At 35.7% G+C, this 24,524-nt stretch carries 28 protein-coding genes and 3 pseudogenes; 22 read left to right on the top strand and 9 right to left on the bottom strand.

All coding sequences use genetic code 11. From position 1 onward, the window contains the following. Window positions 1–202: 202 nt before the first annotated feature. Window positions 203–1,030: a DUF3952 domain-containing protein gene (locus tag KFD70_RS14695; protein WP_336453645.1), complete on the top strand. Its 828-nt coding sequence runs from the start codon at window positions 203–205 to the stop codon at window positions 1,028–1,030. A gap of 37 nt (window positions 1,031–1,067) precedes the next feature. Beyond that, a complete protein-coding gene (locus tag KFD70_RS14690) occupies window positions 1,068–1,871 on the top strand; it encodes a DUF3952 domain-containing protein (RefSeq protein WP_431613214.1) in 804 nt (267 codons plus the stop codon). 198 nt (window positions 1,872–2,069) lie between these two features. Here KFD70_RS14690 and KFD70_RS14685 read toward each other — a convergent pair whose 3' ends face one another. After that, window positions 2,070–2,855, bottom strand: a complete 786-nt coding sequence (locus KFD70_RS14685; RefSeq protein WP_336453644.1) for a GNAT family N-acetyltransferase — start codon at window positions 2,853–2,855, stop codon at window positions 2,070–2,072. Window positions 2,856–2,988: 133 nt separating this feature from the next. Here KFD70_RS14685 and ytfJ point away from each other — a divergent pair, with 133 nt between their 5' ends. From ytfJ to KFD70_RS14665, 4 genes are all read left to right on the top strand, one after another. Next, window positions 2,989–3,414, top strand: coding sequence for a GerW family sporulation protein (gene ytfJ / locus KFD70_RS14680; RefSeq protein WP_336453643.1), 426 nt, complete (start codon window positions 2,989–2,991; stop codon window positions 3,412–3,414). Window positions 3,415–3,574: 160 nt separating this feature from the next. Then, complete coding sequence (locus KFD70_RS14675) at window positions 3,575–4,351, top strand: oxalate:formate antiporter (RefSeq protein ID WP_174102119.1); 777 nt, start codon at window positions 3,575–3,577, stop codon at window positions 4,349–4,351. Between the two features lie 51 nt (window positions 4,352–4,402). Then, window positions 4,403–4,723, top strand: coding sequence for a hypothetical protein (locus KFD70_RS14670; RefSeq protein WP_336453642.1), 321 nt, complete (start codon window positions 4,403–4,405; stop codon window positions 4,721–4,723). Window positions 4,724–4,792: 69 nt separating this feature from the next. Then, the gene (locus KFD70_RS14665; protein WP_018783022.1) at window positions 4,793–5,005 is read left to right on the top strand and encodes a hypothetical protein; all 213 of its coding nucleotides are present in this window, start codon (window positions 4,793–4,795) and stop codon (window positions 5,003–5,005) included. Window positions 5,006–5,031: 26 nt separating this feature from the next. Here the strand turns inward: KFD70_RS14665 and KFD70_RS14660 are convergent, their stop codons facing one another. Continuing rightward, the gene (locus tag KFD70_RS14660) at window positions 5,032–5,370 is read right to left on the bottom strand and encodes a permease (protein ID WP_336453641.1); all 339 of its coding nucleotides are present in this window, start codon (window positions 5,368–5,370) and stop codon (window positions 5,032–5,034) included. 205 nt (window positions 5,371–5,575) lie between these two features. On the opposite strand from KFD70_RS14660, the gene KFD70_RS14655 reads away from it, so the two are divergent. From KFD70_RS14655 to KFD70_RS14635, 5 genes are all read left to right on the top strand, one after another. After that, window positions 5,576–6,253 (top strand): class I SAM-dependent methyltransferase, encoded by a 678-nt coding sequence (locus KFD70_RS14655; protein WP_431613213.1) that lies wholly within the window; start codon window positions 5,576–5,578, stop codon window positions 6,251–6,253. 100 nt (window positions 6,254–6,353) lie between these two features. Further along, the gene (locus tag KFD70_RS14650; RefSeq protein ID WP_431613235.1) at window positions 6,354–8,042 is read left to right on the top strand and encodes a formate--tetrahydrofolate ligase; all 1,689 of its coding nucleotides are present in this window, start codon (window positions 6,354–6,356) and stop codon (window positions 8,040–8,042) included. A 90-nt stretch (window positions 8,043–8,132) separates the two neighbouring features. Further along, a complete protein-coding gene (locus tag KFD70_RS14645; protein ID WP_336453639.1) occupies window positions 8,133–8,660 on the top strand; it encodes a hypothetical protein in 528 nt (175 codons plus the stop codon). A gap of 19 nt (window positions 8,661–8,679) precedes the next feature. Then, window positions 8,680–9,849: a DEAD/DEAH box helicase gene (locus KFD70_RS14640; protein ID WP_336453638.1), complete on the top strand. Its 1,170-nt coding sequence runs from the start codon at window positions 8,680–8,682 to the stop codon at window positions 9,847–9,849. Window positions 9,850–10,046: 197 nt separating this feature from the next. Then, the gene (locus KFD70_RS14635) at window positions 10,047–10,487 is read left to right on the top strand and encodes an SRPBCC family protein (RefSeq protein ID WP_336453637.1); all 441 of its coding nucleotides are present in this window, start codon (window positions 10,047–10,049) and stop codon (window positions 10,485–10,487) included. Window positions 10,488–10,583: 96 nt separating this feature from the next. On the opposite strand, the pseudogene KFD70_RS14630 reads toward KFD70_RS14635, so the two are convergent. Together KFD70_RS14630 and KFD70_RS14625 are read right to left on the bottom strand one after the other, a co-directional pair. Next, window positions 10,584–11,213: pseudogene (locus KFD70_RS14630) on the bottom strand (hydrolase). Between the two features lie 11 nt (window positions 11,214–11,224). Continuing rightward, window positions 11,225–12,205 carry a quinone oxidoreductase family protein gene (locus tag KFD70_RS14625; protein ID WP_336453636.1) on the bottom strand — a complete coding sequence of 327 codons (981 nt, stop codon included), beginning with the start codon at window positions 12,203–12,205 and terminating at the stop codon, window positions 11,225–11,227. A 205-nt stretch (window positions 12,206–12,410) separates the two neighbouring features. Here KFD70_RS14625 and KFD70_RS14620 point away from each other — a divergent pair, with 205 nt between their 5' ends. The 3 genes and pseudogenes from KFD70_RS14620 (at window position 12,411) to tnpB (ending at window position 15,277) form a co-directional block, all read left to right on the top strand. Further along, window positions 12,411–12,989: a sigma-70 family RNA polymerase sigma factor gene (locus KFD70_RS14620; protein ID WP_336453635.1), complete on the top strand. Its 579-nt coding sequence runs from the start codon at window positions 12,411–12,413 to the stop codon at window positions 12,987–12,989. Then, window positions 12,986–13,672, top strand: a complete 687-nt coding sequence (locus tag KFD70_RS14615) for a DUF3600 domain-containing protein (protein WP_336453634.1) — start codon at window positions 12,986–12,988, stop codon at window positions 13,670–13,672. The genes KFD70_RS14620 and KFD70_RS14615 overlap by 4 nt, the downstream gene beginning before the upstream one ends. Window positions 13,673–14,162: 490 nt before the next feature. Then, a pseudogene (tnpB, locus tag KFD70_RS14610) lies at window positions 14,163–15,277 on the top strand (IS200/IS605 family element RNA-guided endonuclease TnpB). Window positions 15,278–15,336: 59 nt separating this feature from the next. On the opposite strand, the gene KFD70_RS14605 reads toward tnpB, so the two are convergent. The 3 genes from KFD70_RS14605 to KFD70_RS14595 all read right to left on the bottom strand — a co-directional run bounded on the left by KFD70_RS14605 (window position 15,337) and on the right by KFD70_RS14595 (window position 17,123). After that, window positions 15,337–15,750: a hypothetical protein gene (locus tag KFD70_RS14605; RefSeq protein WP_336453633.1), complete on the bottom strand. Its 414-nt coding sequence runs from the start codon at window positions 15,748–15,750 to the stop codon at window positions 15,337–15,339. Window positions 15,751–15,852: 102 nt separating this feature from the next. Further along, window positions 15,853–16,824, bottom strand: coding sequence for an MBL fold metallo-hydrolase (locus KFD70_RS14600; protein WP_336453632.1), 972 nt, complete (start codon window positions 16,822–16,824; stop codon window positions 15,853–15,855). Window positions 16,825–16,913: 89 nt separating this feature from the next. After that, window positions 16,914–17,123, bottom strand: a complete 210-nt coding sequence (locus KFD70_RS14595; protein WP_336453631.1) for a DUF3925 family protein — start codon at window positions 17,121–17,123, stop codon at window positions 16,914–16,916. A gap of 224 nt (window positions 17,124–17,347) precedes the next feature. Here KFD70_RS14595 and KFD70_RS14590 point away from each other — a divergent pair, with 224 nt between their 5' ends. After that, window positions 17,348–17,824, top strand: coding sequence for a glutathione peroxidase (locus KFD70_RS14590; protein WP_336453630.1), 477 nt, complete (start codon window positions 17,348–17,350; stop codon window positions 17,822–17,824). Window positions 17,825–18,006: 182 nt separating this feature from the next. On the opposite strand, the pseudogene KFD70_RS14585 reads toward KFD70_RS14590, so the two are convergent. Then, a pseudogene (locus tag KFD70_RS14585) lies at window positions 18,007–18,372 on the bottom strand (excalibur calcium-binding domain-containing protein); the annotation flags it as partial. Between the two features lie 212 nt (window positions 18,373–18,584). Here KFD70_RS14585 and KFD70_RS14580 point away from each other — a divergent pair. Then, window positions 18,585–18,737 carry an exosporium protein G gene (locus KFD70_RS14580; protein WP_336453629.1) on the top strand — a complete coding sequence of 51 codons (153 nt, stop codon included), beginning with the start codon at window positions 18,585–18,587 and terminating at the stop codon, window positions 18,735–18,737. Between the two features lie 151 nt (window positions 18,738–18,888). Here the strand turns inward: KFD70_RS14580 and KFD70_RS14575 are convergent, their stop codons facing one another. Further along, window positions 18,889–19,671 carry a hypothetical protein gene (locus KFD70_RS14575; RefSeq protein ID WP_336453628.1) on the bottom strand — a complete coding sequence of 261 codons (783 nt, stop codon included), beginning with the start codon at window positions 19,669–19,671 and terminating at the stop codon, window positions 18,889–18,891. Window positions 19,672–19,788: 117 nt separating this feature from the next. On the opposite strand from KFD70_RS14575, the gene KFD70_RS14570 reads away from it, so the two are divergent. From KFD70_RS14570 to KFD70_RS14545, 6 genes are all read left to right on the top strand, one after another. Next, window positions 19,789–20,436: an HD domain-containing protein gene (locus KFD70_RS14570; protein ID WP_336453627.1), complete on the top strand. Its 648-nt coding sequence runs from the start codon at window positions 19,789–19,791 to the stop codon at window positions 20,434–20,436. Next, window positions 20,433–22,325, top strand: coding sequence for an ABC-F family ATP-binding cassette domain-containing protein (locus KFD70_RS14565; RefSeq protein WP_431613212.1), 1,893 nt, complete (start codon window positions 20,433–20,435; stop codon window positions 22,323–22,325). Before KFD70_RS14570 ends, KFD70_RS14565 begins: the two co-directional genes overlap by 4 nt. A gap of 75 nt (window positions 22,326–22,400) precedes the next feature. Next, entirely contained in the window at window positions 22,401–23,132 is a 732-nt protein-coding gene (locus tag KFD70_RS14560) for a Bax inhibitor-1/YccA family protein (protein ID WP_336453625.1), read from the top strand. A gap of 155 nt (window positions 23,133–23,287) precedes the next feature. Continuing rightward, window positions 23,288–23,542, top strand: coding sequence for a DUF4318 domain-containing protein (locus tag KFD70_RS14555; protein ID WP_336453624.1), 255 nt, complete (start codon window positions 23,288–23,290; stop codon window positions 23,540–23,542). A 179-nt stretch (window positions 23,543–23,721) separates the two neighbouring features. Beyond that, window positions 23,722–24,060 carry a single-stranded DNA-binding protein gene (locus KFD70_RS14550; protein WP_336453623.1) on the top strand — a complete coding sequence of 113 codons (339 nt, stop codon included), beginning with the start codon at window positions 23,722–23,724 and terminating at the stop codon, window positions 24,058–24,060. Window positions 24,061–24,363: 303 nt separating this feature from the next. After that, the coding region (locus KFD70_RS14545; protein WP_489618140.1) for a lmo0954 family membrane protein at window positions 24,364–24,524 on the top strand (161 nt) is incomplete at its 3' end.

The following is a 24,524-nucleotide window of genomic DNA, read 5'->3' as shown; positions in this document are numbered from 1 at the left end:
TGTAGATGATGGTAGACTTCAATTTGAAAATGAGAAGTAAACTAACAGTGGATATCATCACTATACCATTAAACGACCAAAGTGTTTTCAATATTAAATACGTAAGTAACAAAACATCTTTAGGAAAAGACGAAGTGTATGACTACTAAAAAGGAAACAGTATGAAACTCAAAATGCCAAGAGTAACGAAAGAGGTGACAGTATGAAAAAGAAAGCTAAGGTGCTGATGCTTATGGCGATCGTTGGAAGTTTACTTAGTGGGTGTAGCTTTTTTGAAACGAAAATTAAATATGAACCATTTGTAAAAGCGTTGGATGAAGGGGATATGAAAACGGTCATGTCTGCGAGTGATGATGGATATGCTCATTTAGAAGAACGAGTGATACATAGTACATTTGAAGAAAAAGAAGATGGCATACACGAAAAAAATGTATATCAAACTACTGATGGAGTATATAACACGAAAGGGAAAAACTTATATGGTAGTACAACGCAAACAGTAATTACAGAAATTGATACAAGAAAAGAAAAGGATAAAATTAAAAACTATAAAAAAGAAAAAATATATAGTACAAATATTAAATATGAAAACGGCCAAGTACAAAGTACAAATCTGAGCTTAGATGTTTCTCAAGTGAAGCTTCTTATGGATCGTCTTCATGGAGTAGGGAAACTAAAGATGAAACCGGGTGATGATAAAAAAGGATTTGATGAACCCAATTCAGTAGGATATGACTTAACTGAAGCGGAATTTCAACAAATGATAAATGATACGTTGAAGCTACAATATGATGAATATGGTGGTGCGTCAATTGTATTTAATTTCGATGCTGCAAAAGATTCGAAAAAAAATCCAATGGAGCTATCAGAGATGAGCGTCTATGTAAACTATAAGAAAAAGAATGAAGAGGGAAAAGTAGTTACATATATGTTGCAAATTAATACATATTTTGCTGGGGGAAAATATAATAATCAAAGTGCATTAAAAGACTATAAAAATTATAAAAAGCAGTATGAAAATAATAGATAATTGTGGATATTACATGGGGGATAAAATGAGAAAGTTAATGAAATTAACAATTAAGATGTTGACTTTAGTTGTAATCCTTGGTGGATGCGGTATGGGGGAAACAAAAATAGAGTATGAAAGATTGGTAAAGGCCTTAGATGAAGGAGATATGAAAACGGTCATGTCTGCGAGTGATGATGGGTATGCGCATGTAGAAGAACAAAGTATACAATCTGTTATGGAGGAAGAAGGGGATGGCACTCATACTAAAAGGCTATATCAATCAACAGATGGAATATACTTTTTGAAAGAAAGAAATATATACGGTACTACAAAGCAAACTACAACAGAGGTAATAGAGAATGCTAATAAAACGCATAAAGGTGATGATAAAAAAGACGAAGTATATAGGACGAATTTCATGTATAAGAATGGACAAGTACAAAGCACAAATCAAAATCTTGATGTTTTACCGGTTAAATTCATTATAGATCGTTTACAAGGAATTGGAAAATTGAATCCAGAAGATGATAGACAAGGATTTGATGAACCGAGTAGAATTTCGTACAGTTTAACAGAATCGCAGTTTCAACAAATTATTAATGATAAATTACATTTACAATATGATAAATTTGGTACAGCTTCAATTGTTATTTATTTTAACCGGGCTAAGGATTTAAAAGAAAAACCTATGGAAATAGATGAATTAAAGATATCCGTGGATTACGAGAAAAAGAATGACCAGGGAAAGATGGTAACACATATTCAACAAATATTAGTAGGGTTTGATAATAAAGAAGAAAATACTCGAAATGCAAAAAAATATCTAGAATATAAAAATCAATTCAATAGTACTAAATAATTAGAAAAGAGTTAAGGTTAATTATGGAGCGTTATAATCCATCTTCCGACGAAGGAAAATTACAATTAGTAGCGAAAGATATTTATGGTTTTAATGAAATTAAAAGTTAAAGACGGAACTGTATCGAGGGGAACTGTTAGTGCCCTAGCAAAACAGGAGCCCCCATCTCAATTTCTTGTAGAGGTAGATGATATTTCATCACCGATACATCGTCCACGTCCCAATATCCTTAAATCCTAACCACTTATAAATCCGTCCGGCAGCTGGATTGTTATAAAATAAGCAAAGTGTTCTTCCTTCTTGAGTAAAATCCTGAATCATTTTTTGTAAGATGAGCGAAGCATATCCTTTGCCGCGATAATCTGGATGCGTACATACTCCAACGACCATTCCAGATAAGGAATTTTCAGCTGATGTGGAAGCGGAAGCAACGATTTCTCCTTTCTTTTCAATGTAGTACGTACGTCCTGTATTTGTTTCAAGTGATTGCCTTAAAATTTTTTCTGATTGTTCTGTGTGAGGGAATTCTTCAATGTTATTTCGAAGTTTCATAATTCGCTTAACATCATCTATGGTTGCTAGTTGAATTGTTGTATGAAGCTTTGTTGTTGGTAGTGCAGTATCATCTTTACATTCGCAAAAGTACATTTTATTTTTTGTGCCCAGATATATACCATGTATATCTTCAATTTTTTCTACAATGTCTGATTTACCAGAGATTTTCAGTGGCTTGTGAGGTGAAAGAATTACCTTATAGTCAGTAATTGAAAAATCATCTTTTCCATATGGAATAAATGAATCATGAAAGCGCAGTAATACGGATTGTAACGCTCCATTCTCTTCAAATTGCCCCCATAACTCTTGAAAATCTGCATCGTAACCAAAGGCTTCTATATCGCCGATTATGAATAGGTTAATGGCTGCTTCCTCGGATAAAAATGTCAGTACTTGTTCATGATCATCCTTTGTTAATTTTCGTATCATTAATATCCCCTTCTTTATTTTGTTTTTTCTAAATATTATTACTTATTGTTTTTGAAATCAATATAAAATTTTATGTTTAGTTCACAAGGTTTCGGAAAAACTAGGAAAGATATGACAAAGGAGGTTATGAACGGTGGATCATCCAATTCAAGGATTAATGAAAGCAGCAATGGAAAATTTAAAGGAAATGGTCGATGTAAATACGATTGTTGGAGAGCCTGTTCAAACGGCTGACGGTGGTGTAGTGTTAACTGTTTCCAAAGTAGCGTTTGGATTTGGAGCAGGAGGATCGGATTTTCAAACAAATGATGGTCTGAAAGCGCAAGGCAATCCAGCATTTGGCGGTGGTAGTGCAGGTGGTGTTTCAATTACGCCAGTAGCTTTTCTTGTAGTAAATAAAGACGGAGTGAATATTCTTCATTTACAAAATGCAACGCACCTAGCTGAAAAAGTGATTGAGTTAGCTCCACAAACGATTGATAAGATTCAATCTATTTTTCAAAAAAATGCAAAGCAGAATGAAACCCATCCCCCGCAAAATCCAGATGAAATCGCGTAAAAAAGCCTGTTTTTTAACAGGCTTTTTTTCTTGTAATCAGTATGTAATAAAACTCATGAAATTGTAAATAGTTTTTGAAGTTTTTTCTATGTTTCTAAAATTTTTCATGTTAAAATATGCTATAGAATTGAAACATATAAAACGAAGGTGGCTAGGTGCTTTGTCTGGAGGATCTGACCAAGTAAAGAATATGATATATATTAATGGTAATCGTCGGGGTCATTGTTTTATTACATCTGGAATTACATTTGAAGAGTTTGCAAGTAATATCCCTTCACCGCTTCATCAAGTATTGCTTTTAAAACATAATTTTGAGTGGACTGATTTTCACTATCATACTTTATTCGAATATGTTGAAGAAGAAAACATACATAAATTAATGAAAGCAGAGATTGATGAATTTGATGAATTTTGTTGGGTGGATTTTGATGATGCAAGCGATTTAGATGAATTAGAGCCAAAGGAAATTGCAGAATTGTTATATTTGGCTCACAAAAAAGAACCACTTGGGAGAGCGTTTTTCCCATTATTGAAAAATAGATTTGTCTACTTTTCACATGATGACGGCTGGTACAACAAAGTGTATTACCGTAGAATTGCTGATTTTGTAGGAATGCTTAGCAAAGTAATTCCGTACAAACTCGGTTCATTTGGAAAAAAACGATTTTCTTTCTTTCAAAAATCAAAAATATTCCCAGCAATTTCAAAAGAAGTGATTCTTGGGCTTGTTCCATTAATGGAAGATGGTCTGTACATTGATTTGGCAGGGAAAATTGAATCAAGAAGAGGTTTAGAGATTCCTGTATATGTAGTTGGTTCGTATGAAAGTACGGATGAAGTACTAGACAACGTAGAGGAATTAAAAGAAGCTGCAACCGAGACGGGCTGGCTTATTTTTGATAAGAAAGAACAAGAGTGGCAATGGGTTGTCGACTAAGAGAACTTGACGATTTAGGTCAAGTTTTCTTGTTTTTTGAAAGGAGAAAAAATGAAGAAATATTATACAGCAGTAGGTATTGTGAGCATTATTCTTGTTGCAGTACTACTTTTAACTTGTCCGAAAGAAGCTGATTTCAGGTCTTATTTAGAGGACAAGCATGCATTGATTTGTAATCAAGATAGCTTTGAATGTACACAAAATGTAGATGAGAAAGAACAAAAAATGAAGTTTGTAAGTACGGATACACGAAACGGTGTATTTTTTATAACAGTGAAACAAACTTTTGAAACAGAAGCTGGTAAAAAGAAAGAGTATAGCGGAGTAGGTATGTTTGGTACATTTCTTTTTGTTAAGGAAAAGACTTTCTAATGATAGAAGGTCTTTTTTTTATGCGTATGTTCATATAGATGAAGTAAGACAAGCATAGGAGGGATAAGAATGAAAAAAATATGTGTAGTTTGTGGCGGAGAGGAATTCTTTTCATCTACATTATATGCACGTACGAAACAAGACTGGGCATACGCCCCAAATATGTATCGTTTTGAAAAGGTATTCATTGAACAACGGGATGAAGAAAACTATCCAGTGTTTCAAGAAATTACAGCCAAACATTGCTGCGGATGCGGACATATTATGTTGTATCATGAGTGAACACACCAAGTAATACTTGGTGTGTTTTATAATGCTGATAAAGCAAGTGGATACAATAACGTAAATAAAACAGAAAAACTACCAAATCCAATAGCTGTATATCCAAGTGTTTTTGCTCCAAAATTAACAGCCAATAAGCCAATTAAGATGGAAAGGGAACCGAGGGTGACTGGATAAAAGGCAATTGAGAATAAAGAAAGAAATAGTGCTACATAACCGATAAGTGTACCAGTGTTTGTACCTTCTATTTCATGTGCAATTTCTTTACGTCTATGTTTAACCGGAAGATGTCCTGGCGTGATTTCAGCTGCATATTCTTCGTTTTTTTCACCACTTTTAAAATGATGTGTTCGCTTTTTAGGCATGTACATCTCTCTCTTTCAATTGGGTGTATCTTTATTATCTTTCATAAAGAAGAGAACATGAGTATGAGTTATATCCAAGTAAAGCAAAATTTGGAGAATGCATAAGTCTGTTGCTATCTTATCCATCTCTCCACGAGAATAAACAGGAATATAGGAAAATGATGTAGAATGGAATGAATGAAAACGAGTGAAAGTAGGGAGAAACATGACAAAGTTTAATTGGCATAAATCCGCAGAAAAAAAGTGGGATGATAATGCGGAATCTTGGAATCAAAATAGCGGGGAAATGTGGGATCATGGAAGTCGTAGTACGATCATCCCATTTTTTGAAAAGTATGTAGACAATGGTGTGGCAGTTCTAGATGTTGGTTGCGGTGATGGATATGGTACATATAAATTAAGTCTCGCAGGATATAAAGCGTGCGGTGTGGATTTATCTGAGCAAATGATTCAAAAAGGAAAGGAACGCGGAGAAGGGCCTAATTTGTCATTTGTAAAGGGAGATCTTTCTTTATTGCCTTTTGAAAATGAGCAATTTCCAGCAGTATTGGCAGTGAACTCGCTAGAATGGACAGAACAGCCATTACAGGCGTTACAGGAGATAAAGCGTGTTTTGAGACCTGATGGATATGCGTGCATTGCTATTTTAGGACCAACAGCCAAACCGCGTGAAAATAGCTATCCTCGTTTATATGGAAAAGATGTTGTTTGTAATACAATGATGCCTTGGGAATTTGAACAGCTTGCAGAGGAACAAGGATTTCACATCGTAGATGGTATAGGAGTATATAAACGAGGGGTAAATGAAAAAATGCTTGGACAATTATCAGTAGAACTGCAACAAGCACTAACATTTTTGTGGGTATTTATGCTGAAAAAATAATGCCTGAAGAAATGTGCAAAATTTAGGAGGGAAATAAGTGCAGAAAATACAAAAAACTGATACAATATCAGCAGAACCAATTAAAGGGGGACTAGGGTATATGACAACTACTACAACAGTTAAATCCGATATTGAAATTGCACAAGAAGCAAGTATGAAGAAAATTCAAGAGATTGCAGCGGAGTTAAACATTTTAGAAGAAGAACTAGAGCCTTATGGTCATTATAAAGGAAAATTATCTCTTGATATTTTTAAGCGCTTACAAACTGAAAAGGACGGAAAAGTTGTTTTAGTAACAGCGATTAACCCGACTCCAGCAGGAGAAGGTAAATCAACAGTAACAGTTGGTTTAGGTCAAGCTTTTAATAAAATTGGTAAAAAAGCAGTTATTGCACTTCGTGAACCATCTCTTGGACCAACAATGGGACTAAAAGGCGGTGCAGCAGGTGGAGGCTATTCACAAGTTGTACCAATGGAAGACATCAACCTTCACTTTACTGGTGACCTTCATGCCATTACAACTGCAAATAACGCGTTAGCAGCGTTTATCGATAACCATATTCAACAAGGAAATGTACTGAAGATTGATACAAGAAAAATCGTATGGAAGCGTTGTGTTGATTTAAATGATCGCGCACTGCGTAATGTAGTAATTGGTCTTGGCGGACCAGTTCAAGGTGTACCGCGTGAAGACGGTTTTGATATTACAGTAGCGTCTGAAATTATGGCTGTATTCTGCCTTGCGACAGATATTCAAGATTTAAAGATGCGTTTATCTCGCATTGTCGTTGCTTATAATATGGACAATGAGCCTGTAACAGTTAAAGATTTAGGTGTAGAAGGAGCGTTAACACTTCTATTAAAAGATGCGTTAAAACCAAACTTAGTACAAACATTAGAAAATACACCAGCAATCATTCATGGCGGACCATTCGCTAATATCGCTCACGGTTGTAACAGTGTTATTGCTACAACAATGGCAGCAAAATTAGGTGACTATGTGATTACAGAAGCTGGTTTCGGCGCAGACTTAGGTGCCGAGAAATTTTTAGATATTAAAGCGCGTGCAGCTGGTATTAAACCAGAAGCAGTCGTTATCGTTGCGACAATTCGTGCGCTTAAAATGCACGGAGGCGTAGCGAAAGATCAGTTAAAAGAAGAAAATGTAGATGCGTTAGCAAAAGGAATGGAAAACTTACAAAAGCACGTTGAAACAATTCAAGCGTTCGGTGTTCCATTCGTAATCGCCATTAACAAATTCATTACAGATACAGATGCAGAAGTTGCATACTTACAAGAATGGTGTAATGATCGTGGCTACGAAGTATCCTTAACAGAAGTTTGGGAAAAAGGTGGCCAAGGCGGTGTGGATCTTGCTGAGAAAGTATTAAAAGTAATTGAAAAAGGTGACAATAAATACGCACCACTTTATGAATTAGAATTGCCATTAGAAGAAAAAATCCGTACAATTGCTCAAAAGGTATATGGCGCAAAAGACATTGAATTTGCTCCGAAAGCACGTAAGCAATTGACTCAATTTGCAGGAGAAGGTTGGAGTAACCTCCCAGTATGTATGGCAAAAACACAATATTCTCTTTCTGATGATGCGACAAAATTAGGTCGACCATCTGACTTTATTGTTACAATTCGTGAACTGAAACCATCTATCGGTGCAGGGTTTATTGTAGCGTTAACGGGAACAATGTTAACAATGCCAGGTCTGCCAAAACAACCAGCTGCACTTCAAATGGACGTAAATGAAGATGGAAAAGCAGTAGGGTTATTTTAAAAGGTTGTAATTCATCTCGTTTATCTGTAAACTATATATACATCAAGTGGCGCCTTTCCATCGAAAGGCGCCTGTTTTTTGGAGGAAATTATGTTTGATCCAACTGCTTTTGACAACTTAAAAGTGATCGTTGAAGGGGCTGTCTATGATTTTGACTTACATGGCGATATTCTTGTAACGGATCGAAAAGATATGATGGACCTTGCCTCGCTAAGTCGTATATACAATATTTCATTTCAATTAAATGAACCGTTTGAAACGCTAGTAGAAGCGATATTTTCATTATCTGTAGATGCGAAGAATTTATCGGGTGAGATATTGGAAGTACCCCAGTTTATACCAGGGTGTGAAATGAAATTAGGGTTTACATTTTCCTTACAGCACCCGGAAGAAGACTGTAAAGAAATTGAAGAATTGTTACAATCTATCTGGGGAAAAGAGCGAATGATTACGCAACAAATTTCATACGAATATAATAAGCAAGCGATTTCATATCATAATAAGGTAGAAGTTCTATTTCAAAAAGCGATTACAGAAGACCATGTTGATGATTTAATAGCTGTTATTTCTCACATGATAGAAACGGTGCGAGCAATACAACATTTTCTTCAAAAATAGAGATAAAGGAGAAAAACAAATGATAAAAGATATGCAACCATTTTTACAACAAGCTTGGGAGAAGGCTGGTTTTAAAGAGTTTACTGAAATTCAAAAGCAAGCAATTCCAACCATTTTAGAAGGACAAGACGTTATAGCTGAATCTCCAACTGGAACAGGAAAAACATTAGCGTACTTATTACCACTTTTACATAAAATTAATCCTGAAGTGAAACAACCACAAATTGTAATCCTAGCACCAACACGTGAACTTGTTATGCAAATTCATGAAGAAGTTCAAAAGTTTACAGCTGGAACTGATATCTCAGGTGCGTCTTTAATTGGTGGTGCGGATATTAAGCGCCAAGTGGAAAAATTGAAGAAACATCCGAAGGTAATTGTTGGTTCACCAGGACGTATTTTAGAATTAATTCGTATGAAAAAGTTAAAAATGCATGAAGTGAAAACAATTGTATTTGACGAGTTTGATCAAATTGTAAAACAAAAGATGATGGAATCAGTCTTTGATGTAATCAAATCAACAATGCGCGATCGTCAATTAGTATTCTTCTCTGCAACAATGACGAAAGATGCTGAAGAAGTAGCACGTGATTTTGCGGTAGAACCGCAATTCATTTGCGTGAAACGTGCGGAAACAAAAAGTTTAGTTGAGCATACGTATATCGTTTGTGAACGTCGTGAAAAAAATGATTACATTAGAAGAATTATGCATATGGGGAATGTAAAAGCAGTTGCCTTTTTAAATGATCCGTTCCGCCTAGATGAAATTACTGAGAAGCTGAAATTCCGTAAAATGAAAGCTGCGGCTCTTCATGCGGAAGCAAGCAAACAAGAACGTGAAGCGACGATGAGAGCATTCCGTCAAGGGAAATTAGAAATTCTACTTGCAACTGATATTGCAGCGCGTGGATTAGATATCGATGATTTAACGCACGTAATTCATTTAGAATTACCAGACACAGTAGATCAATATATTCACCGTTCAGGTCGTACAGGACGTATGGGGAAAGAGGGGACGGTCGTTTCTCTAGTTACACCGCAAGAAGAGCGCAAATTACTTCAATTTGCGAAGAAACTAGGCATTGTGTTTAAGAAGCAAGAAATGTTTAAAGGAACATTTGTAGAATCGAAACCGAAAGCACCAAAGAAAAAGAAACCAGCATTCACTGGGAAGAAGAAGCCTAGATAATGTGAAGCTTCCATTTATATTGGAATAATAAGAGTAAAAAGGCGTGTCGGCATGTATAAAGCAGTCACGTCTTTTTATTGTTTTTGTATGTAATATAAAAAGCTATGTCAAATAACGATGTTGATATTTGAATGACAGGAACGTTCGTTCTATAATGGAAAGAGCTATTAAATATATCGAAAGAGGGTTGATGTAGTATGGATACGCAAGTGATTACGAAATTTAAAATATTCAAATCGGCTAGTGAGGTGTTTGAAACTATAGTAGATCCTGAAAAAATGTCTAATTATTGGTTTTCATCCGGAACTGAAAGACTGGAACAAGGCAAGACGATTACATGGAGATATGATGAATATAATGCAGAAGTTGTAATACGTGTATTAGAAATTGAGAAAAATAAAAAAATCGTATTCTCATGGGGAGGATATGATGAAGAAACCGTTGTTACAATTACATTGAGTGAATTGGATTATACGAGTACAATGATTGAGGTAAATGAATCAGGTTTGAAAGAAGATGACCCGGAAATCGTAAACAAAATGCTAGGACAAAAAGAGGGCTGGGTATATGTGTTAACTTGTTTAAAAGGCTATTTGGAAAATGGGGTTAATAATTTGAGAGCGTCATTAATTCATTGATAAAATAACTTCACGTTTAAAAGAACCTTTCGGCTCTTTTAAACGTGAAGTATCTAATTTTCAAGAAGCACCCACTCCAAGCAACCCGTAAGAGTGTTAAGTGGTGTGTAGTTCACTAGTAGTTTTTAAAAAGAAGAAGCCTTTCTCAATAGCAGTTTCTATATAACCGACGATTTGATTAAATGTAAACACTTGTAAGTCTGCATGTAAATCTTGCTCCGGATACAACATATCATCGAAAATAAATTTTTAAAAAGCTAGAACGTTTTCTTCAGTCACTTCCTCGATCTTTGGTATGTTTGCTTTTTGATTAAGAAAAGAAAGAAATTGCTGCTCTTTATCGTAATGATGTAATAGTTTTGCATTCAACAATTTAAAATCGTTATGATATAGGGATAACATTGTTTTGTCATGCTCGATTCTATGTTTGAGCCAAGGAAGAAAAAATCCGTTCAACCAATTATCATCAGCGATAAGGTGTGTGTAATAACCTAAAATAAAAGGGGAGTCTATAAATGATTCATATTTATGAAGAAATGCATCATAATCGATTCTTCTCGTATAGTTTTTTGTAGTACCAGCGTAGAAATGGGACTTTTCTTTTTCGACTTTTGAATAAACTGCATCAGGAGCGACTCCACCGAGTAGGAAAGATGTTCGATCTTGAATGGATAATTTCTCTGCAATACCATCAGCAATAATTAAGTGCATAATTCGTGATCCCATATATAACACCTCTATTTCATATCCAAAATGATTTTCCCCGTACTTTTTCTACTTTCGACCCACTCATGTGCTTTCCCTGCATCTTGCAATGGAAAACGTTTACCGACTTTAATTTGCAGGAGGCGGCCATCCCGTAAATATTGAAACACTTGATCGGCGGTATGACGGAGCAAGTGAGGACGCTCCTTACGAGTTGTTCCAAAACTAAAGCCAAGAATGGAACGGCAACTTGCATGTAAATCTTTTGTCTGGAATGTGCCAATTTCGCCACTGGCATTCCCAAAGTGAACAAGACGGCCATAGTAAGCGAGACATTCTAAGCTTTTTTCTGATACTGCACCGGAAATGGAATCTAATATGACATTTGCGCCTTCTCTATTAGTAAATTCATTTACTTTCTCTACAAAATCTTCATTTTGATAACAGATTACGTGGTCAGCACCAGCCTCTAAAGCAATTTTTCTTTTTGCTTCTGTTCCGACTGTTCCAATAACCTTCTTAGCACCCAATAGCTTAGCCAATTGAATTGCAGTTGTACCAATTCCACCAGCTGCTGCATGAATCAAAACCGTTTCATTTTGCTGTAATCTTGCTACATTTGCAAGCAAATTGTAACTTGTAAAAGATACAATAGGACAAGCAGCGGCGGTCGTGAAGTCAACTTCATCAGGTAACACAAACGTAAGGTTTTCATTTGCAACAACATATTCAGCATATGATCCATTAAGAGGAAAAGCGATTACGTGCTGTCCTACGCGGATGTTTTTTACATCCGAACCGACTTGTTCTACAAGTCCTGCCGCATCTATATCAGGGATAAATGGTAGTTTGCGATTTCCTTTTTTTCCATAGCGAGATTTAATATCGGCAAAATTGACGCTTGTTGCGATAACACGGATCAACACTTGTTTTTCTGTAATAGTGGGCATATCTATTTCTCTATACTTCATTGTTTCTGGACCACCAAATTCAGTTACGACAATAGCCTTCATCATATATCCCCCTTAAAATAGATTGTACATTTAATTTTAAGCACTGATCATAAAATGGAAAATTATATAATTGTTATGGTGGATTATAAGCTAACGTTATGAAGTAATTGAGTTTAAATCAATTTATATAAAAAATATGTTAAAAAATCGAACGGAATGTTTTTTACTTGCCAATATATAGTGTAAGACAAAGGAGGGACAATGAATGGATCAGGAAAAAGACTATCATCATCTCATCCAATTAACTCTATCAGGAAATCAAGATGCATACAGTGAATTGTATGATAAGACAATTCAAGATGTTTATAAGACAGCACATTTTTTGATAGAGGAAAAAACAGATGTAGATGATGTAGTCCAGGAAATATACATACAGTTATATCAATCACTTAGTAAATATAATCGAGAAAAACCTTTTCGGCCGTGGTTAATAGGGCTCGCAATCAGACAAATTCACTCATATCGGAGAAGAAGATGGATGCGTTTACGTATTGTCAAGAAAGCTGAAGAACAGAGAAAACCGATTGAATTTGCTTTTTCTAATGATGTTGTGGACAAGATTTCGAATCAAAAGCTTATCGCTCTCATTCATAAATTACCTTACAAATTGAAACAAGTCATTATCTTGCGGTATTTACACGATTATTCACAAGAAGAAGTAGCGAATATTTTACATATTCTGGTTGGAACGGTTAAATCACGAATTCATGCGGCGCTAAAGAAATTACGTCAAAAAGAGCAAGTAGAAGAAATCTTTTTAGGAGAGGTAGGGGATGCGAAGTGAGTTTAGAGTATCGGGTAAGGGAATCTATACAAGAAGCAAAGGGAATTATACCGCCACCTGAGTTGAAAGAAAAAGTAATGATTCAAATAAAAGTAAAGCGCGGAGGGAAAACGATGAAAAAGCGTCTTATCACAGGAGTACTAGCAGCAGCACTATTAATTCCAACCACTGGTTTTGCGTATCAATCTATTATGGCTGATGGTATTTATGGATCGTTTGATAATTTGAAGAAACATGCAGCAAACGCCACATTGCAAGGGTATTTGCGATTAGATGCTAAACTATCACAAGCAAAAGGAGAAATTGGTGAAAAGGAATATGAAGAATTTACAAAGCATTTGAAAAAACTTACAAATGCAAAGCTTACATATGGAGATTCTAACGGTAATATTGATTATGATCAATTATCACCGGCGAAAAAAGAGGAAATGAAAAAGATAGTGATGGTACTTCAGCCGTATTTTGATAAATTGAATGGGGATAAATCTAGTAAAGAAGTATTAACTTCTAAAGAGTATGAACAGTATATAGATGCATTAATGACCTATGAGAAAGTGCAGGTGAAAATTAAATCAAGCGGACATGTAACGGTGGAAGAAGTTCCCGAAGCGTATAAAGAGGAATTTGTACAAGCGGATCGGTTTATGGAGTATGTAAATGGAAAGGTTCAACAAATAAATTAAGAGTATGAAAAGAAGAGCCGTTGTTTAATCACAGGGTTCTTCTTTCGTTATTACTTAAATTTTTTCATCGCATGTATAGCTACTCTCAGAAGGAGAAGCGCACTAATAAATAACCGACGTAGTCAAATACATTTAAAAATTGATCGTTTGGCTCTTTTGCATTGCTTGCTAAATGTGAGACTCTCACAGATATACATACAGAAGATAGGGGAGGGAGGCTCGTATCATGTTAGCTTTCTTTTTTTATCATTTCCCGACAGAAAACTCCCACCTTAATGAATGGGTAGGCCATGGTCCAATGAAAGGAATTGTTTCATCATAAAAGTCTTTCAATATGTATACATTTTTGAAGGATGACAGAGGAATTTCGACAAAAAAGAAGAAATGATATACGAGAGAAGTATTTTTTGAATATATTATGATATCGTTCTCATACATATCGTGAAAAAAGTATGTAGAAAAACCAAAATAGGAAGTGAGGTGGAACGTGGTGCTCGTCCATAAAGCGTATAAGTTCCGGATCTACCCTAGCGCAGAACAAAAAATACGTATTGCGAAAACAATTGGTTGCTCTCGTTTTGTATTCAATTACTTTTTGGCAAAATGGAATGATAGATATAAAGAAACAGGAAAAGGATTAACCTATGGCACCTGTTCTTCACAATTACCTGCTCTCAAAAAAGAATTTGTATGGCTAAAAGAAGTGGACAGCACGACTTGCAATCTTCTCTTCATAACCTCGCTGGCTCGTATTCACGATTCTTCAACAAACAAAACAAAGCACCTCGGTTTAAATCGAAAAAGCATAAAGTTCAATCATATACAACGAAGCATACGAATGGGAACATCGCAATTATAGGTAATAAAATAAAGTTACCGAAACTAGGCCTTGTTACGTTTGCCAAAAGTCGTGAGGTAGAAGGACGTATTTTGAGCGCTACTGTCAGAAGGAATCCAAGTGGAACATATTTTGTCTCGATTCTTGCCGAAGTAGAAGTGCAAGAATTGCCAAAGACAGGCTCCGCTGTTGGTGTGAAAAACTTTGCGATTCTTTCAACTGGAGAGGTATTTGGCAATCCGAAATGGTTTCGGGTATTAGAGAAGAAGCTCGCTCATGCCCAACGTATTTTGTCTCGCCGTACAAAAGGTGGAGCGAACTGGCATAAACAGCGAATTAAAGTGGCTCGTATTCATGAACGAATCACAAATGCAAGAACCGATTACTTGCAAAAACTTTCTACTATGATCATCAAAAACCACGATGTGATTGGGATAGAAGATTTGCAAGTATCCAATATGTTATAGAATCAAAAGCTAGCGAAAGCAATTCAAGAAGTATCTTGGTCACAATTCAGAGCGATGCTTGCGTATAAGGCAGAGTGGTATGGGAAACAAGTCGTTGTGGTAGCAAAAACATTCGCCAGCTCTCAACTTTGTTCGCATTGTGGCAACAAAAACAAAGGCGTGAAAGATCTGAAATTGCGTGAATGGAAGTGTCTTTCTTGTGGTATGCATCATGATAGAGATGTCAACGCAGGACAAAATTTAAGAAAAGAGGCCTTAAGGCTTCTAACCGTAGGGACTACGGGGATTGCCTACTCATAAAGCCGAGGGATACTTTGGTGTTCGTAGGAATCCCCCACTTCAAACAGTTTGTTAGATTGTTAAGTGGGGTAGTTCAAGAAACAATCTAAGAAGGAGTAACCAGCTATTATGTTTATTATTACAGAAAATGTTGTATTTAGAAGAATGATAGTAGCTAAGTAAGGAAAGAAGTGTCCGAGGGGTGAAAAGTATAACATAGGTGAAAAACCAATCAATATTGAAGGAAGGACAAGGCCTATAAATTTATCTAGTTGAAATTTCCATACATGTTGATTTTTCTTGTTATGAATAAGCTGGCAGAAGCGCAGTACACCACCAATGAAAAAGGGGAAAAATACAAAGAAAAATATTCGAGGATATATATGAAAGGATAGCTCAGCTTGTTGATCTAAATAGAATTGAATTTTCCCTCCTGTAAATAGCAATATAACAATGAATAAAGTGAAACATAAGTATTTGATTATTTCTTTCATCGTTTCCCTCCTTTTTGTATATGTGTATTATTCAAAAAATATATTCAAAGAAAGAGGATATATGCTTGAAATAGAGCATGATATCCTCGGGTGTTTTTTCACTTAGTTAGTAGTCGTTTTAGCCTTTTCTTGCTTTGTAAGATAATCAATAATTCCCATCGCACTGATTTCCATATCTAGTTTTATCACATCGTAAATAGAATGAGTTGCTGGTACGTCTTGCTGTGAAAGGTGTAAGGATACCTTTTCAAGCAGCAAAACATATAGTTCATGACTTGCCGTTTCAAAATCCTGATTTTTTTCAAATACTTGTTTTCCAGTCTCAACAAAGATAGGTAGCCAATACTCAAGCTGTTTATACACTTCAGAAACATGGGAAGATGCACCGTAATGTCCAAAATAGATGGAGTCAACTTTCATACTTCGGATGCGATCTTTTGCCGCCATCATCGCATCTGGTTGAAACTGTGATGGAGATGTGGTGGGTAAATATAGTTCAACGCCAAGTTCAACTAGTTCTCGATAATAAATACCAATTGTGTCACCTGTGAAAATGCCATTTGTTAAAGAGTCATGGATGCTAATATGGTGTTTTGCATGTCCTGGTGTATCATAAAATGTGAGCGTCCGATTTTTTGAAATTTGTAGTACATCACCATCTTGTACAATATGGACGCGTTTTTCTGGAATAGGAAGGATTGGACTGAAGAGTTCATCAAAAGCATCGCCATATACAGCTTTGGCACCTTGGATTAATTTTGTAGGATCAATCATATGACGTGCGCCACGTGAATGGACGAATAGAGTAGCATTTGGGCACTTTTCCATCATTAAACCAGCGCTACCAGCATGATCAAGATGAACATGTGTAACAATAATATTTTTAACATCTGCTAAGTCGATACGTAATTGATGTAAGCCGTTTAGAATGTACGGAAGAGAAGGGGCTGCGCACGTTTCGATTAAAGTAATATCATCACCTAGTAATACGTATGTACCTGTACGCTCGTTATGTTGTAAATCGTAATCATCAATGATATATAACTGAGAGGATAATTGTTCTATCTTTTTCATATGAATCACTCCTTATAGTCTTTATATTCTTTTATTATAAAATAAAAGGCAGAAAACGAAAAATCGTTTTCTGCCCTTATGTAATGTTGTTATTTACTTTGTTCTTTGCTAATTGACATAATAAAAAATCCGACAATTCCGCCAACTAGTGGGAGAGAAATCATTCCTGCAAGTGTAAAATACTTGCTTAAAAATAGCCCATTTACATCCATAAACCAACCGACAACAAATAATAACATCATGTATAGTACGAAATAAAACTCGCGATTTGAAAGCATTTCACGTTGTGCAGTTTTCATTATCAACACCATCCTTTATTCATTATAATGGAATTGAAAATGTCACAATTTAGAAGGTAAACTGTCACATTTTGTTCACAATTTAATTGTAAAACTTTCCAAGAGAAATGTCTAGTAGTTTGTGTCGAATTTTCGAACGGAAATAAAGCGCTCTCATTAGACGGGAAAGTTAAATACATATATGATGAGAATAAGTAAGAAATGATAGAGAGGGGCTGATATATATGACAGTATATAATTTTTCTGCAAAAACGATTAACGGGGAAGAAAAATCATTGCGAGAGTATGAAGGTAAAGTTCTTCTTATTGTAAATGTCGCAAGTAAGTGTGGATTTACACCGCAATATAAAGGATTGCAAGGTATTTATGAAAAGTATAAAGAGCAAGGATTTGAAATCTTAGGTTTCCCGTGTAATCAATTTGGAGGACAAGAACCAGGTACAGAAGAGGAGATTACAAGTTTTTGTGAACTAAATTACGGTGTATCTTTTCCGATGTTCGCGAAAGTTGATGTAAAAGGTGATGACGCGCATCCACTCTATACATATATGACAGATCAGGCTCCGGGCATACTTGGCATGAAGGCAGTGAAGTGGAACTTTACGAAATTTTTAATAGGGCGTGATGGGAAAGTGATTGATCGTTTTGCGCCGCAGACGAAGCCGGAAGAGTTAGGGAAGGAGATTGAAAAGGTATTGTAAAAAAAGAAGCTCGAATATGAGCTTCTTTTTTATGTATACTAGCGTTCATATATATCCATGTTGTACATTATATAGCTGCATTTTTTACTTCTGCATCGTTCGTATAGAATATATGTTTAGTCGTTAACGTTTGTAGGTTGTATTTGTTGTATAGTCTGCTGTTCTTCTTTTACAGCAGTTATTGCTGATGTGTTTTCATGGGGAGGTTTTGCGATACTTGTTAAACCTTCAAAAGCTACAAATAAAACAGCCGCAATTATAAATTGTATTTTTGCTACACCTGTTTTCTTAATAACAGATAGTATTGCGAGAGTGAGGAAAAAGATACATAAAATGAAACTTAGATTAGCAAAAAAGTTAACAATTGGATGTTTAGTTGTGTCAGCAGCAGTTGCTATTGATAAAATTGAAATCATAAAACAAATAACAGAAGGTCTGCCGTAGTTCATTGCCTCTCCATTTCTCCTAAAGAATGCAATGATACATAGAATTAGTAGAATGAAAGCGATTATGAATAAAGACCCACCTATACTACCTAAAACTGCCATTTTAATACCTCCATTCGCAAGATTACTCTCTATTAATTATATAGGAATAAATTAGAAATTACATGATTTCTAGAGGGAATAAGAAAATTTTATTTCTTTTTGATGGGCTTTTAATTAAATTTCTTTATATAAGGAAAAATAGATTTAATTACTATTACTTTTTTGTAAGAAATTCATAGATTAATAGTAACTCGTCTGAAAGGAGGGTTCTAATGGACTTACAATTGTTGGTGACGTGTATTTTAGAAGAAAACGGAGCATTCTTTTTAGTAACAAAAGTAGATGATGTTATCACGTTAAAAATACCAATCACAGCAAACTTAGCAGCTTTATTTTTAGCATTAGGTGTTCCAAGATGCGAGTAGTGTGAGGTAGGATAGTAGATAGATGAAGTAAATCTTCATCTATCTACTAAATAAACATAATATTATTATGTAAACAAATTGAATTTTAAAAATGTCACCTCACTTATTTTATAAGGAGGTGGCACTTTTATATTTTACAAAACAAATAACCTTAAAACTGCTCATTTTTCTCCCAAGACTCTACAATATAATGAGCAATTGTCGGATTAAATCCTTTTCCAACTAAAAACATAATCGCAGCGACCTCTGTCATAGCATGTTTGTGAGAGGTATGTTTTGCTTCATTCATTCCGTACTCTACCCATGGTTTTACGAAGTCCAATACAGGTTTCTTTAAAGATAAAAATTGTGTTCCAACCACTTGTTGGATTTGTTGTTGTGTTGGCTCAGTGGGAATAGCTGTAGTAGGACCTGGAGGCAAGATTTGTATTTGCGCCGGATCAAATGGAGCTGGTGGTAAGATTTGTGGCTGAGTTGGATCTAATGTTGGTGCCGGTGGTGAAACACGCGGGGCCTGGAATGGTTGATACATTTGTGGTTGTTGATATGGAAAATGTTGAGCTGCGTATGGATTCTGCTGATATTGGGGTTCTTGAAATTGTTGAGCTGTGTATGAGTCCTGCTGGTATTGAGTTTCTTGAAATTGTTGAGCGACGTGTGGACTCTGTTGATATCGTGTTTCTTGAAATTGTTGAGCGCTGTGTGGCTCCTGTTGATATTGAGTTTCTTGGAATTGCTGAACTTGCTCTGTTAAGTATGGATTTTGCTGGTATTGAGCTTCTTGTGTGTTTGGTGCCAAGTGTGAATTTTGTTGATGTTCAAATTCCTGTTGCTGTGGTTCTTGGTCTTCAAGCTGCGGCTCTCGAAATTGTTGTTCTTGATTTTGAGGATAGTATGGTTGCTGCGGGTAAGGATGTTGATTGTTATAGAACATTTTATTTCCTCCTTCAGATCCTTCATGATTGTGCATACAACATAGCGTATGGGCGGACAAGAAAATATGTGATGAAAAAATGTAGGCGTGTTACAATAAGAAATTGGGTGAAGATAAATGAAAAAACAAGAACAAATACAAAAAACAGTCGGCTTTGTAAAAAACATTTTAGAAAAGGATGCAAGTGGACATGATTGGTACCATATTGAACGTGTACATAAATTAGCGATTGTTTTGTCTGAACAAGAAGGTGGGAATCGTTTTGTAATTGAGATGGCAGCTTTACTTCACGATGTAGCGGATGAGAAATTAAATGAAAGTGAAGAAGCTGGTATGAAAAAAGTTTCTGATTGGTTAGAAGGATTGGGTGTTGCTGAAGAAGAAAAAGAACATATCCTTCATATTATTATGAATATGTCATATAAAGGTGGACATGGTGGTAATGTAGACACTTTGGAAGGTAAGGTTGTTCAAGATGCGGATCGATTAGATGCACTTGGGGCAATTGGGATTGCTCGTACGTTTGCTTACGGCGGTGCAAAAGGTCGTTTAATGTATGATCCAAATATTCCCCCGCGTGAAGTAATGACGAAAGAAGAGTATCGAAAAAATAATGACCCATCATTAAATCATTTCTATGAAAAACTTTTGAAGTTGAAAGATTTAATGAATACAGAGGCTGCAAAAAAAGAGGCTGAAGTTCGTCATCGCTACATGGAAGAGTTTATCGAACAATTTATGAAAGAGTGGAATGCACAAATATGAAAATGCTAACAGTAGAAAACATATCAAAATCGTATGGAGATAAACCATTATTCGACGGATTATCATTTAGTATTGCAGAGGGACAACGTGCAGGGATTATTGGTGTGAACGGTACAGGGAAATCTACATTATTAAAAATTATTGCAGGGGTAGAGATTCCTGATACAGGTGATATGACGCATACGCGTGGTTATACAATTAGCTATTTATCACAACAACCGGATTTTAATGAAAATTTGACAGTACTTGAGCAAGTATTCCACGGCGATACGCCGCTAATTCGCCTTCTTTGTGAATACGAACAAGCGTTGCTAAACATAGAACAAGACCCAAGTAATGAAAAAGTACAAGAGCACTTATTTGCAGTGCAGCAACGTATGGACGCGATGAATGCATGGGAAGCAAATGCGAATGCCAAATCACTTTTAACGAAGTTAGGTATTACAGATTTCACAGCAACTGTTGGAAATTTATCTGGTGGACAAAAGAAACGTATCGCAATGGCGCAGTGCTTTATTGAAACACCGGATTTATTAATATTAGATGAGCCAACGAACCATCTTGATCATGAAACGGTAGAATGGCTAGAAGAGTACTTAGCGCGTTATACAGGAGCAGTTTTACTTGTAACGCATGATCGTTATTTCTTAGACCGTGTTACCAATCGTATTTTTGAGCTAGATGGCGGTAAGTTGTACAGTTATGAAGGAAACTATAGTACATTTTTAGAAGCAAAGGCACTTCGTGAAGAACAAGAATTAGCACAAGAATCAAAACGTCAAAACTTATATCGTCGTGAACTTGCTTGGATTCGCCGTGGTGCGAAAGCTCGTTCGACAAAACAAAAAGCGCGTATTCAGCGCTTTGAAGAGTTAAAAGAACAAGAAGGTCCAGCAGCGAAGCAGTCTGTGGATATTTCACTCAGCGGGAGCCGCTTAGGAAAGAAAGTGCTTGAGTTAAAAGATGTAACGAAGAAATTTGGTGATAAAACGGTATTACATAATTTTAATCATATCGTGAAACCAGGAGATCGAATTGGTATTATTGGGGCTAATGGTAGCGGGAAATCATCTTTATTAAATATGCTTGCAGGCAAATTATCACCTGACAGTGGTGAAATTGAAGTTGGACAAACTGTGAAAGTGGCTTATTATACGCAAGAAAATGAAGAGATGAACTTAAATCAACGTATGATTGAATATATTAAAGAAATTGCAGAAGTCATTCATACAACGGATGGTAAAGTTATTGGAGTATCCCAAATGCTTGAGCGTTTCTTATTCCCACCGCATTCACATGGAACACCGCTAGGTAAACTATCTGGTGGTGAAAGAAGACGTCTGTATTTATTACGTCTTTTAATGGGAGAGCCAAATGTACTACTATTAGATGAGCCGACCAACGATCTAGATACACAAACGTTAACAGTACTAGAAGATTATTTGGAAGATTTCCCAGGTGTTGTTCTGACTGTATCACATGATCGCTATTTCTTAGATAAAGTGGTAGATGAACTGTTTATCTTTACTGGTGGTGGCGAAATTCGTGAATTCCTAGGAAGCTATAGTGATTACTTAGATATACAAAAGACTCAAGAACTATTAGAAAAAGTAGAAGTACAGAAAGAAAAGAAAGTAGAAGAAGCTCCGAAGCAACAACGCAAACGTAAGCTTTCTTATCATGAACAACGTGAATGGGAAACGATTGAAGATACGATTGCGACGCTTGAAGAAAAGCTTGAAGCAATTGGGGAAGAACTTGCGAATGTAGGTTCTGACTTTACAAAGGCACAAGAACTTTCAGAAGCGCAAGAGCAAACGGAAGAAGAGCTAGAAAAAGCGATGGAACGCTGGAGCGAACTATCTGACATCGTTGAAGGTTTAAAATAAAAACAAGCTGCATATATTGAAATGTAAAGAGAAAAACTTTACACTATTGGTAGAACCTATTTTAGGAGGGAAAAAATGAGAACATCTAATCCAATGTTGAAGAAAGAGGCATTTCGTAAAGAAGGAGCAAGTGCATCTGCAATGACAATTGGCGGAGCGGTAGGTAAAACATTTATTATGCTTGTCTTGCTTCTTGCAACGTCTGTCTATTCATACATACAGATGTATAATGGGAAAATGCAAATGCCAGTTTTAATTGGGGCATTAATTGTGGCTGCAATCATCGCATTTGCGTCTATGTTCTTCCCAAAAATGGCACCTATTACTGCACCTATTTACGCAGCGGTTGAAGGGATTGTTTTAGGAAGTATTTCAGCAGTATATGCAATTCGCTTTGAGGATTCTATTATTTTAAATGCTGTATTACTAACAATTTCAATTTTATTTGCGATGTTAGTGTTATATGCGACTCGTGTTGTAAAAGTAACAGATAAATTCCGCACAGGTGTAATGGCTGCAACGTTTGGAATTTTGATTATGTACTTAATGGTTTTCCTATTAAACATGTTTGGTGTTACTGTTCCGTATATTCATCAAGGCGGAACAATTGGTATCATTATTAGTGCAGTTGTTATTGTAGTAGCTGCATTAAATTTACTACTAGACTTTGATTTAATCGAAAATGGTGCACGTAGTGGCGCTCCAAAATATATGGAGTGGTACAGTGCAATGGGACTAATGATGACATTAGTGTGGCTGTACTTAGAAATTCTTCGTTTTGTTTCTTACTTTACGAAAAACGACTAATTGAAAGAAATCCTGCATGTTTGAAACATGCAGGATTTTTTGTTTTTTAGATTTAAAGTAAATGCTGTTTGTAATTCAGGAAGAGTTTGTTTTCGGTGGTATAATATGGATGATGAGAGTGGTGAAAATTATGAAATAGCAGGAGGGAAGAGGTTATGATACAAGAAAAGAAAAGTCTACTAAAAAAACTATTAGGAAAGAGCTTTTTTATTGAATTAGACGCCGCATTGATTTATCCATCTACTGAAATCATTTGTAAGGCTATTGAAACATATGCTGCTGAATCTAAGGAAAAACTAGAATTTGAAAGTAAAGTAAAACCGATTACTTTTTATTTAGAAAATACACTGTATCAAGTTGACATACGGATGGCTCGCGGAGGATATTACATATCTTGCACTGAGGTATAAGTGAAATAATGAAATGTAAACATTTTAAGAAATTCTGCATGATTGAAACATGCAGAATTTCTTTTTTTATTTTATTAGATTCAAAGTGCTTATTTTCTTTTAGAAATACAATATTTTACAGTTTTTACCTAACTTCTATTTTTTTCTACAATAAAGGAAAAATGTGAGGTGGTATAAATATGATGAATCGAGTTGTATTAATTGGAAGATTGACGAAAGATCCAGAACTATACTACACAAAGCAAGGGATTGCCTATGCACGTATATGTGTTGCGGTAAATAGAGGATTCCGAAATAGTTTAGGGGAGCAGCAAGCTGACTATATTTACTGCGTCGTCTGGAGAAAATCGGCTGAAAATGTATCAGAGTATTGCCAGAAAGGTTCGTTAGTTGGGATTACAGGTCGTATTCATACGAGTAACTATGATAATGAACAGGGGAAGAGGGTGTATAAAACAGAAGTTGTCATTGAAAGAATTGCGTTTTTGGAGCGAAAGAAAGAGGGGGCATCAAAGTAAAATCAGAAAATATAAGTGAAAGAAATATGCTTTATAAAATAGATATTTTAATAAAAAAACAAACACAAACAAGCTGCTTTCGATATTTTATCGGAACCAGCTTGTCTGTGCTTTTAATCCTCTGTTTTTAAATGTTGTATAAAACGAACAGTCTGAATTTCTGTTTTGGTTTACACACATCTTAATGAGGTCTAACCTGAAATAGGTCTTAAGTCTGATTGGAAAACGGTTCTTAAGCTCGTTATGGGAAATCAAAAAAATAGTTAAGATAAGAGTATCAAATCGAAGGGAGGCAAGCACAAGATGAAACAATTTCTAGTGTTTATCGCAGCCGGTATTTTGGCTTTAATTGCTCTTGGTAGTCTTGCTGGTATTGTAGGATTCGCAATTGGAGCAGGAATTGCGTACTGGAGCTATAAATCATTTGTGCGAGCACAATCATTTTTTGGAAAGTTAGCTTGGGG

It is taken from the genome of Bacillus pfraonensis (genome assembly GCF_050768835.1).
GTDB lineage: Bacteria > Bacillota > Bacilli > Bacillales > Bacillaceae_G > Bacillus_A > Bacillus_A pfraonensis.
The sequence above is the reverse complement of the archived record's forward strand: the minus strand, read 5'-3'. Positions and strand labels throughout refer to the sequence as shown.

Bases quoted from the DNA above. Each gene is read 5' to 3' on its own strand.
- KFD70_RS14570 (WP_336453627.1), top strand. From the start codon at position 19,789: ATGAAAAAACAAGAACAAATACAAAAAACAGTCGGCTTTGTAAAAAAC.
- KFD70_RS14620 (WP_336453635.1), top strand. From the start codon at position 12,411: ATGGATCAGGAAAAAGACTATCATCATCTCATCCAATTAACTCTATCA.
- KFD70_RS14590 (WP_336453630.1), top strand. From the start codon at position 17,348: ATGACAGTATATAATTTTTCTGCAAAAACGATTAACGGGGAAGAAAAA.
- KFD70_RS14595 (WP_336453631.1), bottom strand. From the start codon at position 17,123: ATGAAAACTGCACAACGTGAAATGCTTTCAAATCGCGAGTTTTATTTC.
- KFD70_RS14670 (WP_336453642.1), top strand. From the start codon at position 4,403: ATGAAGAAATATTATACAGCAGTAGGTATTGTGAGCATTATTCTTGTT.
- KFD70_RS14550 (WP_336453623.1), top strand. From the start codon at position 23,722: ATGATGAATCGAGTTGTATTAATTGGAAGATTGACGAAAGATCCAGAA.
- KFD70_RS14690 (WP_431613214.1), top strand. From the start codon at position 1,068: ATGAAATTAACAATTAAGATGTTGACTTTAGTTGTAATCCTTGGTGGA.
- KFD70_RS14600 (WP_336453632.1), bottom strand. From the start codon at position 16,824: ATGAAAAAGATAGAACAATTATCCTCTCAGTTATATATCATTGATGAT.
- KFD70_RS14665 (WP_018783022.1), top strand. From the start codon at position 4,793: ATGAAAAAAATATGTGTAGTTTGTGGCGGAGAGGAATTCTTTTCATCT.
- KFD70_RS14685 (WP_336453644.1), bottom strand. From the start codon at position 2,855: ATGATACGAAAATTAACAAAGGATGATCATGAACAAGTACTGACATTT.
- KFD70_RS14560 (WP_336453625.1), top strand. From the start codon at position 22,401: ATGAGAACATCTAATCCAATGTTGAAGAAAGAGGCATTTCGTAAAGAA.
- KFD70_RS14655 (WP_431613213.1), top strand. From the start codon at position 5,576: ATGACAAAGTTTAATTGGCATAAATCCGCAGAAAAAAAGTGGGATGAT.
- KFD70_RS14580 (WP_336453629.1), top strand. From the start codon at position 18,585: ATGGACTTACAATTGTTGGTGACGTGTATTTTAGAAGAAAACGGAGCA.
- KFD70_RS14555 (WP_336453624.1), top strand. From the start codon at position 23,288: ATGATACAAGAAAAGAAAAGTCTACTAAAAAAACTATTAGGAAAGAGC.
- KFD70_RS14565 (WP_431613212.1), top strand. From the start codon at position 20,433: ATGAAAATGCTAACAGTAGAAAACATATCAAAATCGTATGGAGATAAA.
- KFD70_RS14640 (WP_336453638.1), top strand. From the start codon at position 8,680: ATGATAAAAGATATGCAACCATTTTTACAACAAGCTTGGGAGAAGGCT.
- KFD70_RS14625 (WP_336453636.1), bottom strand. From the start codon at position 12,205: ATGAAGGCTATTGTCGTAACTGAATTTGGTGGTCCAGAAACAATGAAG.
- KFD70_RS14635 (WP_336453637.1), top strand. From the start codon at position 10,047: ATGGATACGCAAGTGATTACGAAATTTAAAATATTCAAATCGGCTAGT.
- KFD70_RS14650 (WP_431613235.1), top strand. From the start codon at position 6,354: ATGACAACTACTACAACAGTTAAATCCGATATTGAAATTGCACAAGAA.
- KFD70_RS14660 (WP_336453641.1), bottom strand. From the start codon at position 5,370: ATGCCTAAAAAGCGAACACATCATTTTAAAAGTGGTGAAAAAAACGAA.
- KFD70_RS14695 (WP_336453645.1), top strand. From the start codon at position 203: ATGAAAAAGAAAGCTAAGGTGCTGATGCTTATGGCGATCGTTGGAAGT.
- KFD70_RS14645 (WP_336453639.1), top strand. From the start codon at position 8,133: ATGTTTGATCCAACTGCTTTTGACAACTTAAAAGTGATCGTTGAAGGG.
- KFD70_RS14575 (WP_336453628.1), bottom strand. From the start codon at position 19,671: ATGTTCTATAACAATCAACATCCTTACCCGCAGCAACCATACTATCCT.
- KFD70_RS14605 (WP_336453633.1), bottom strand. From the start codon at position 15,750: ATGAAAGAAATAATCAAATACTTATGTTTCACTTTATTCATTGTTATA.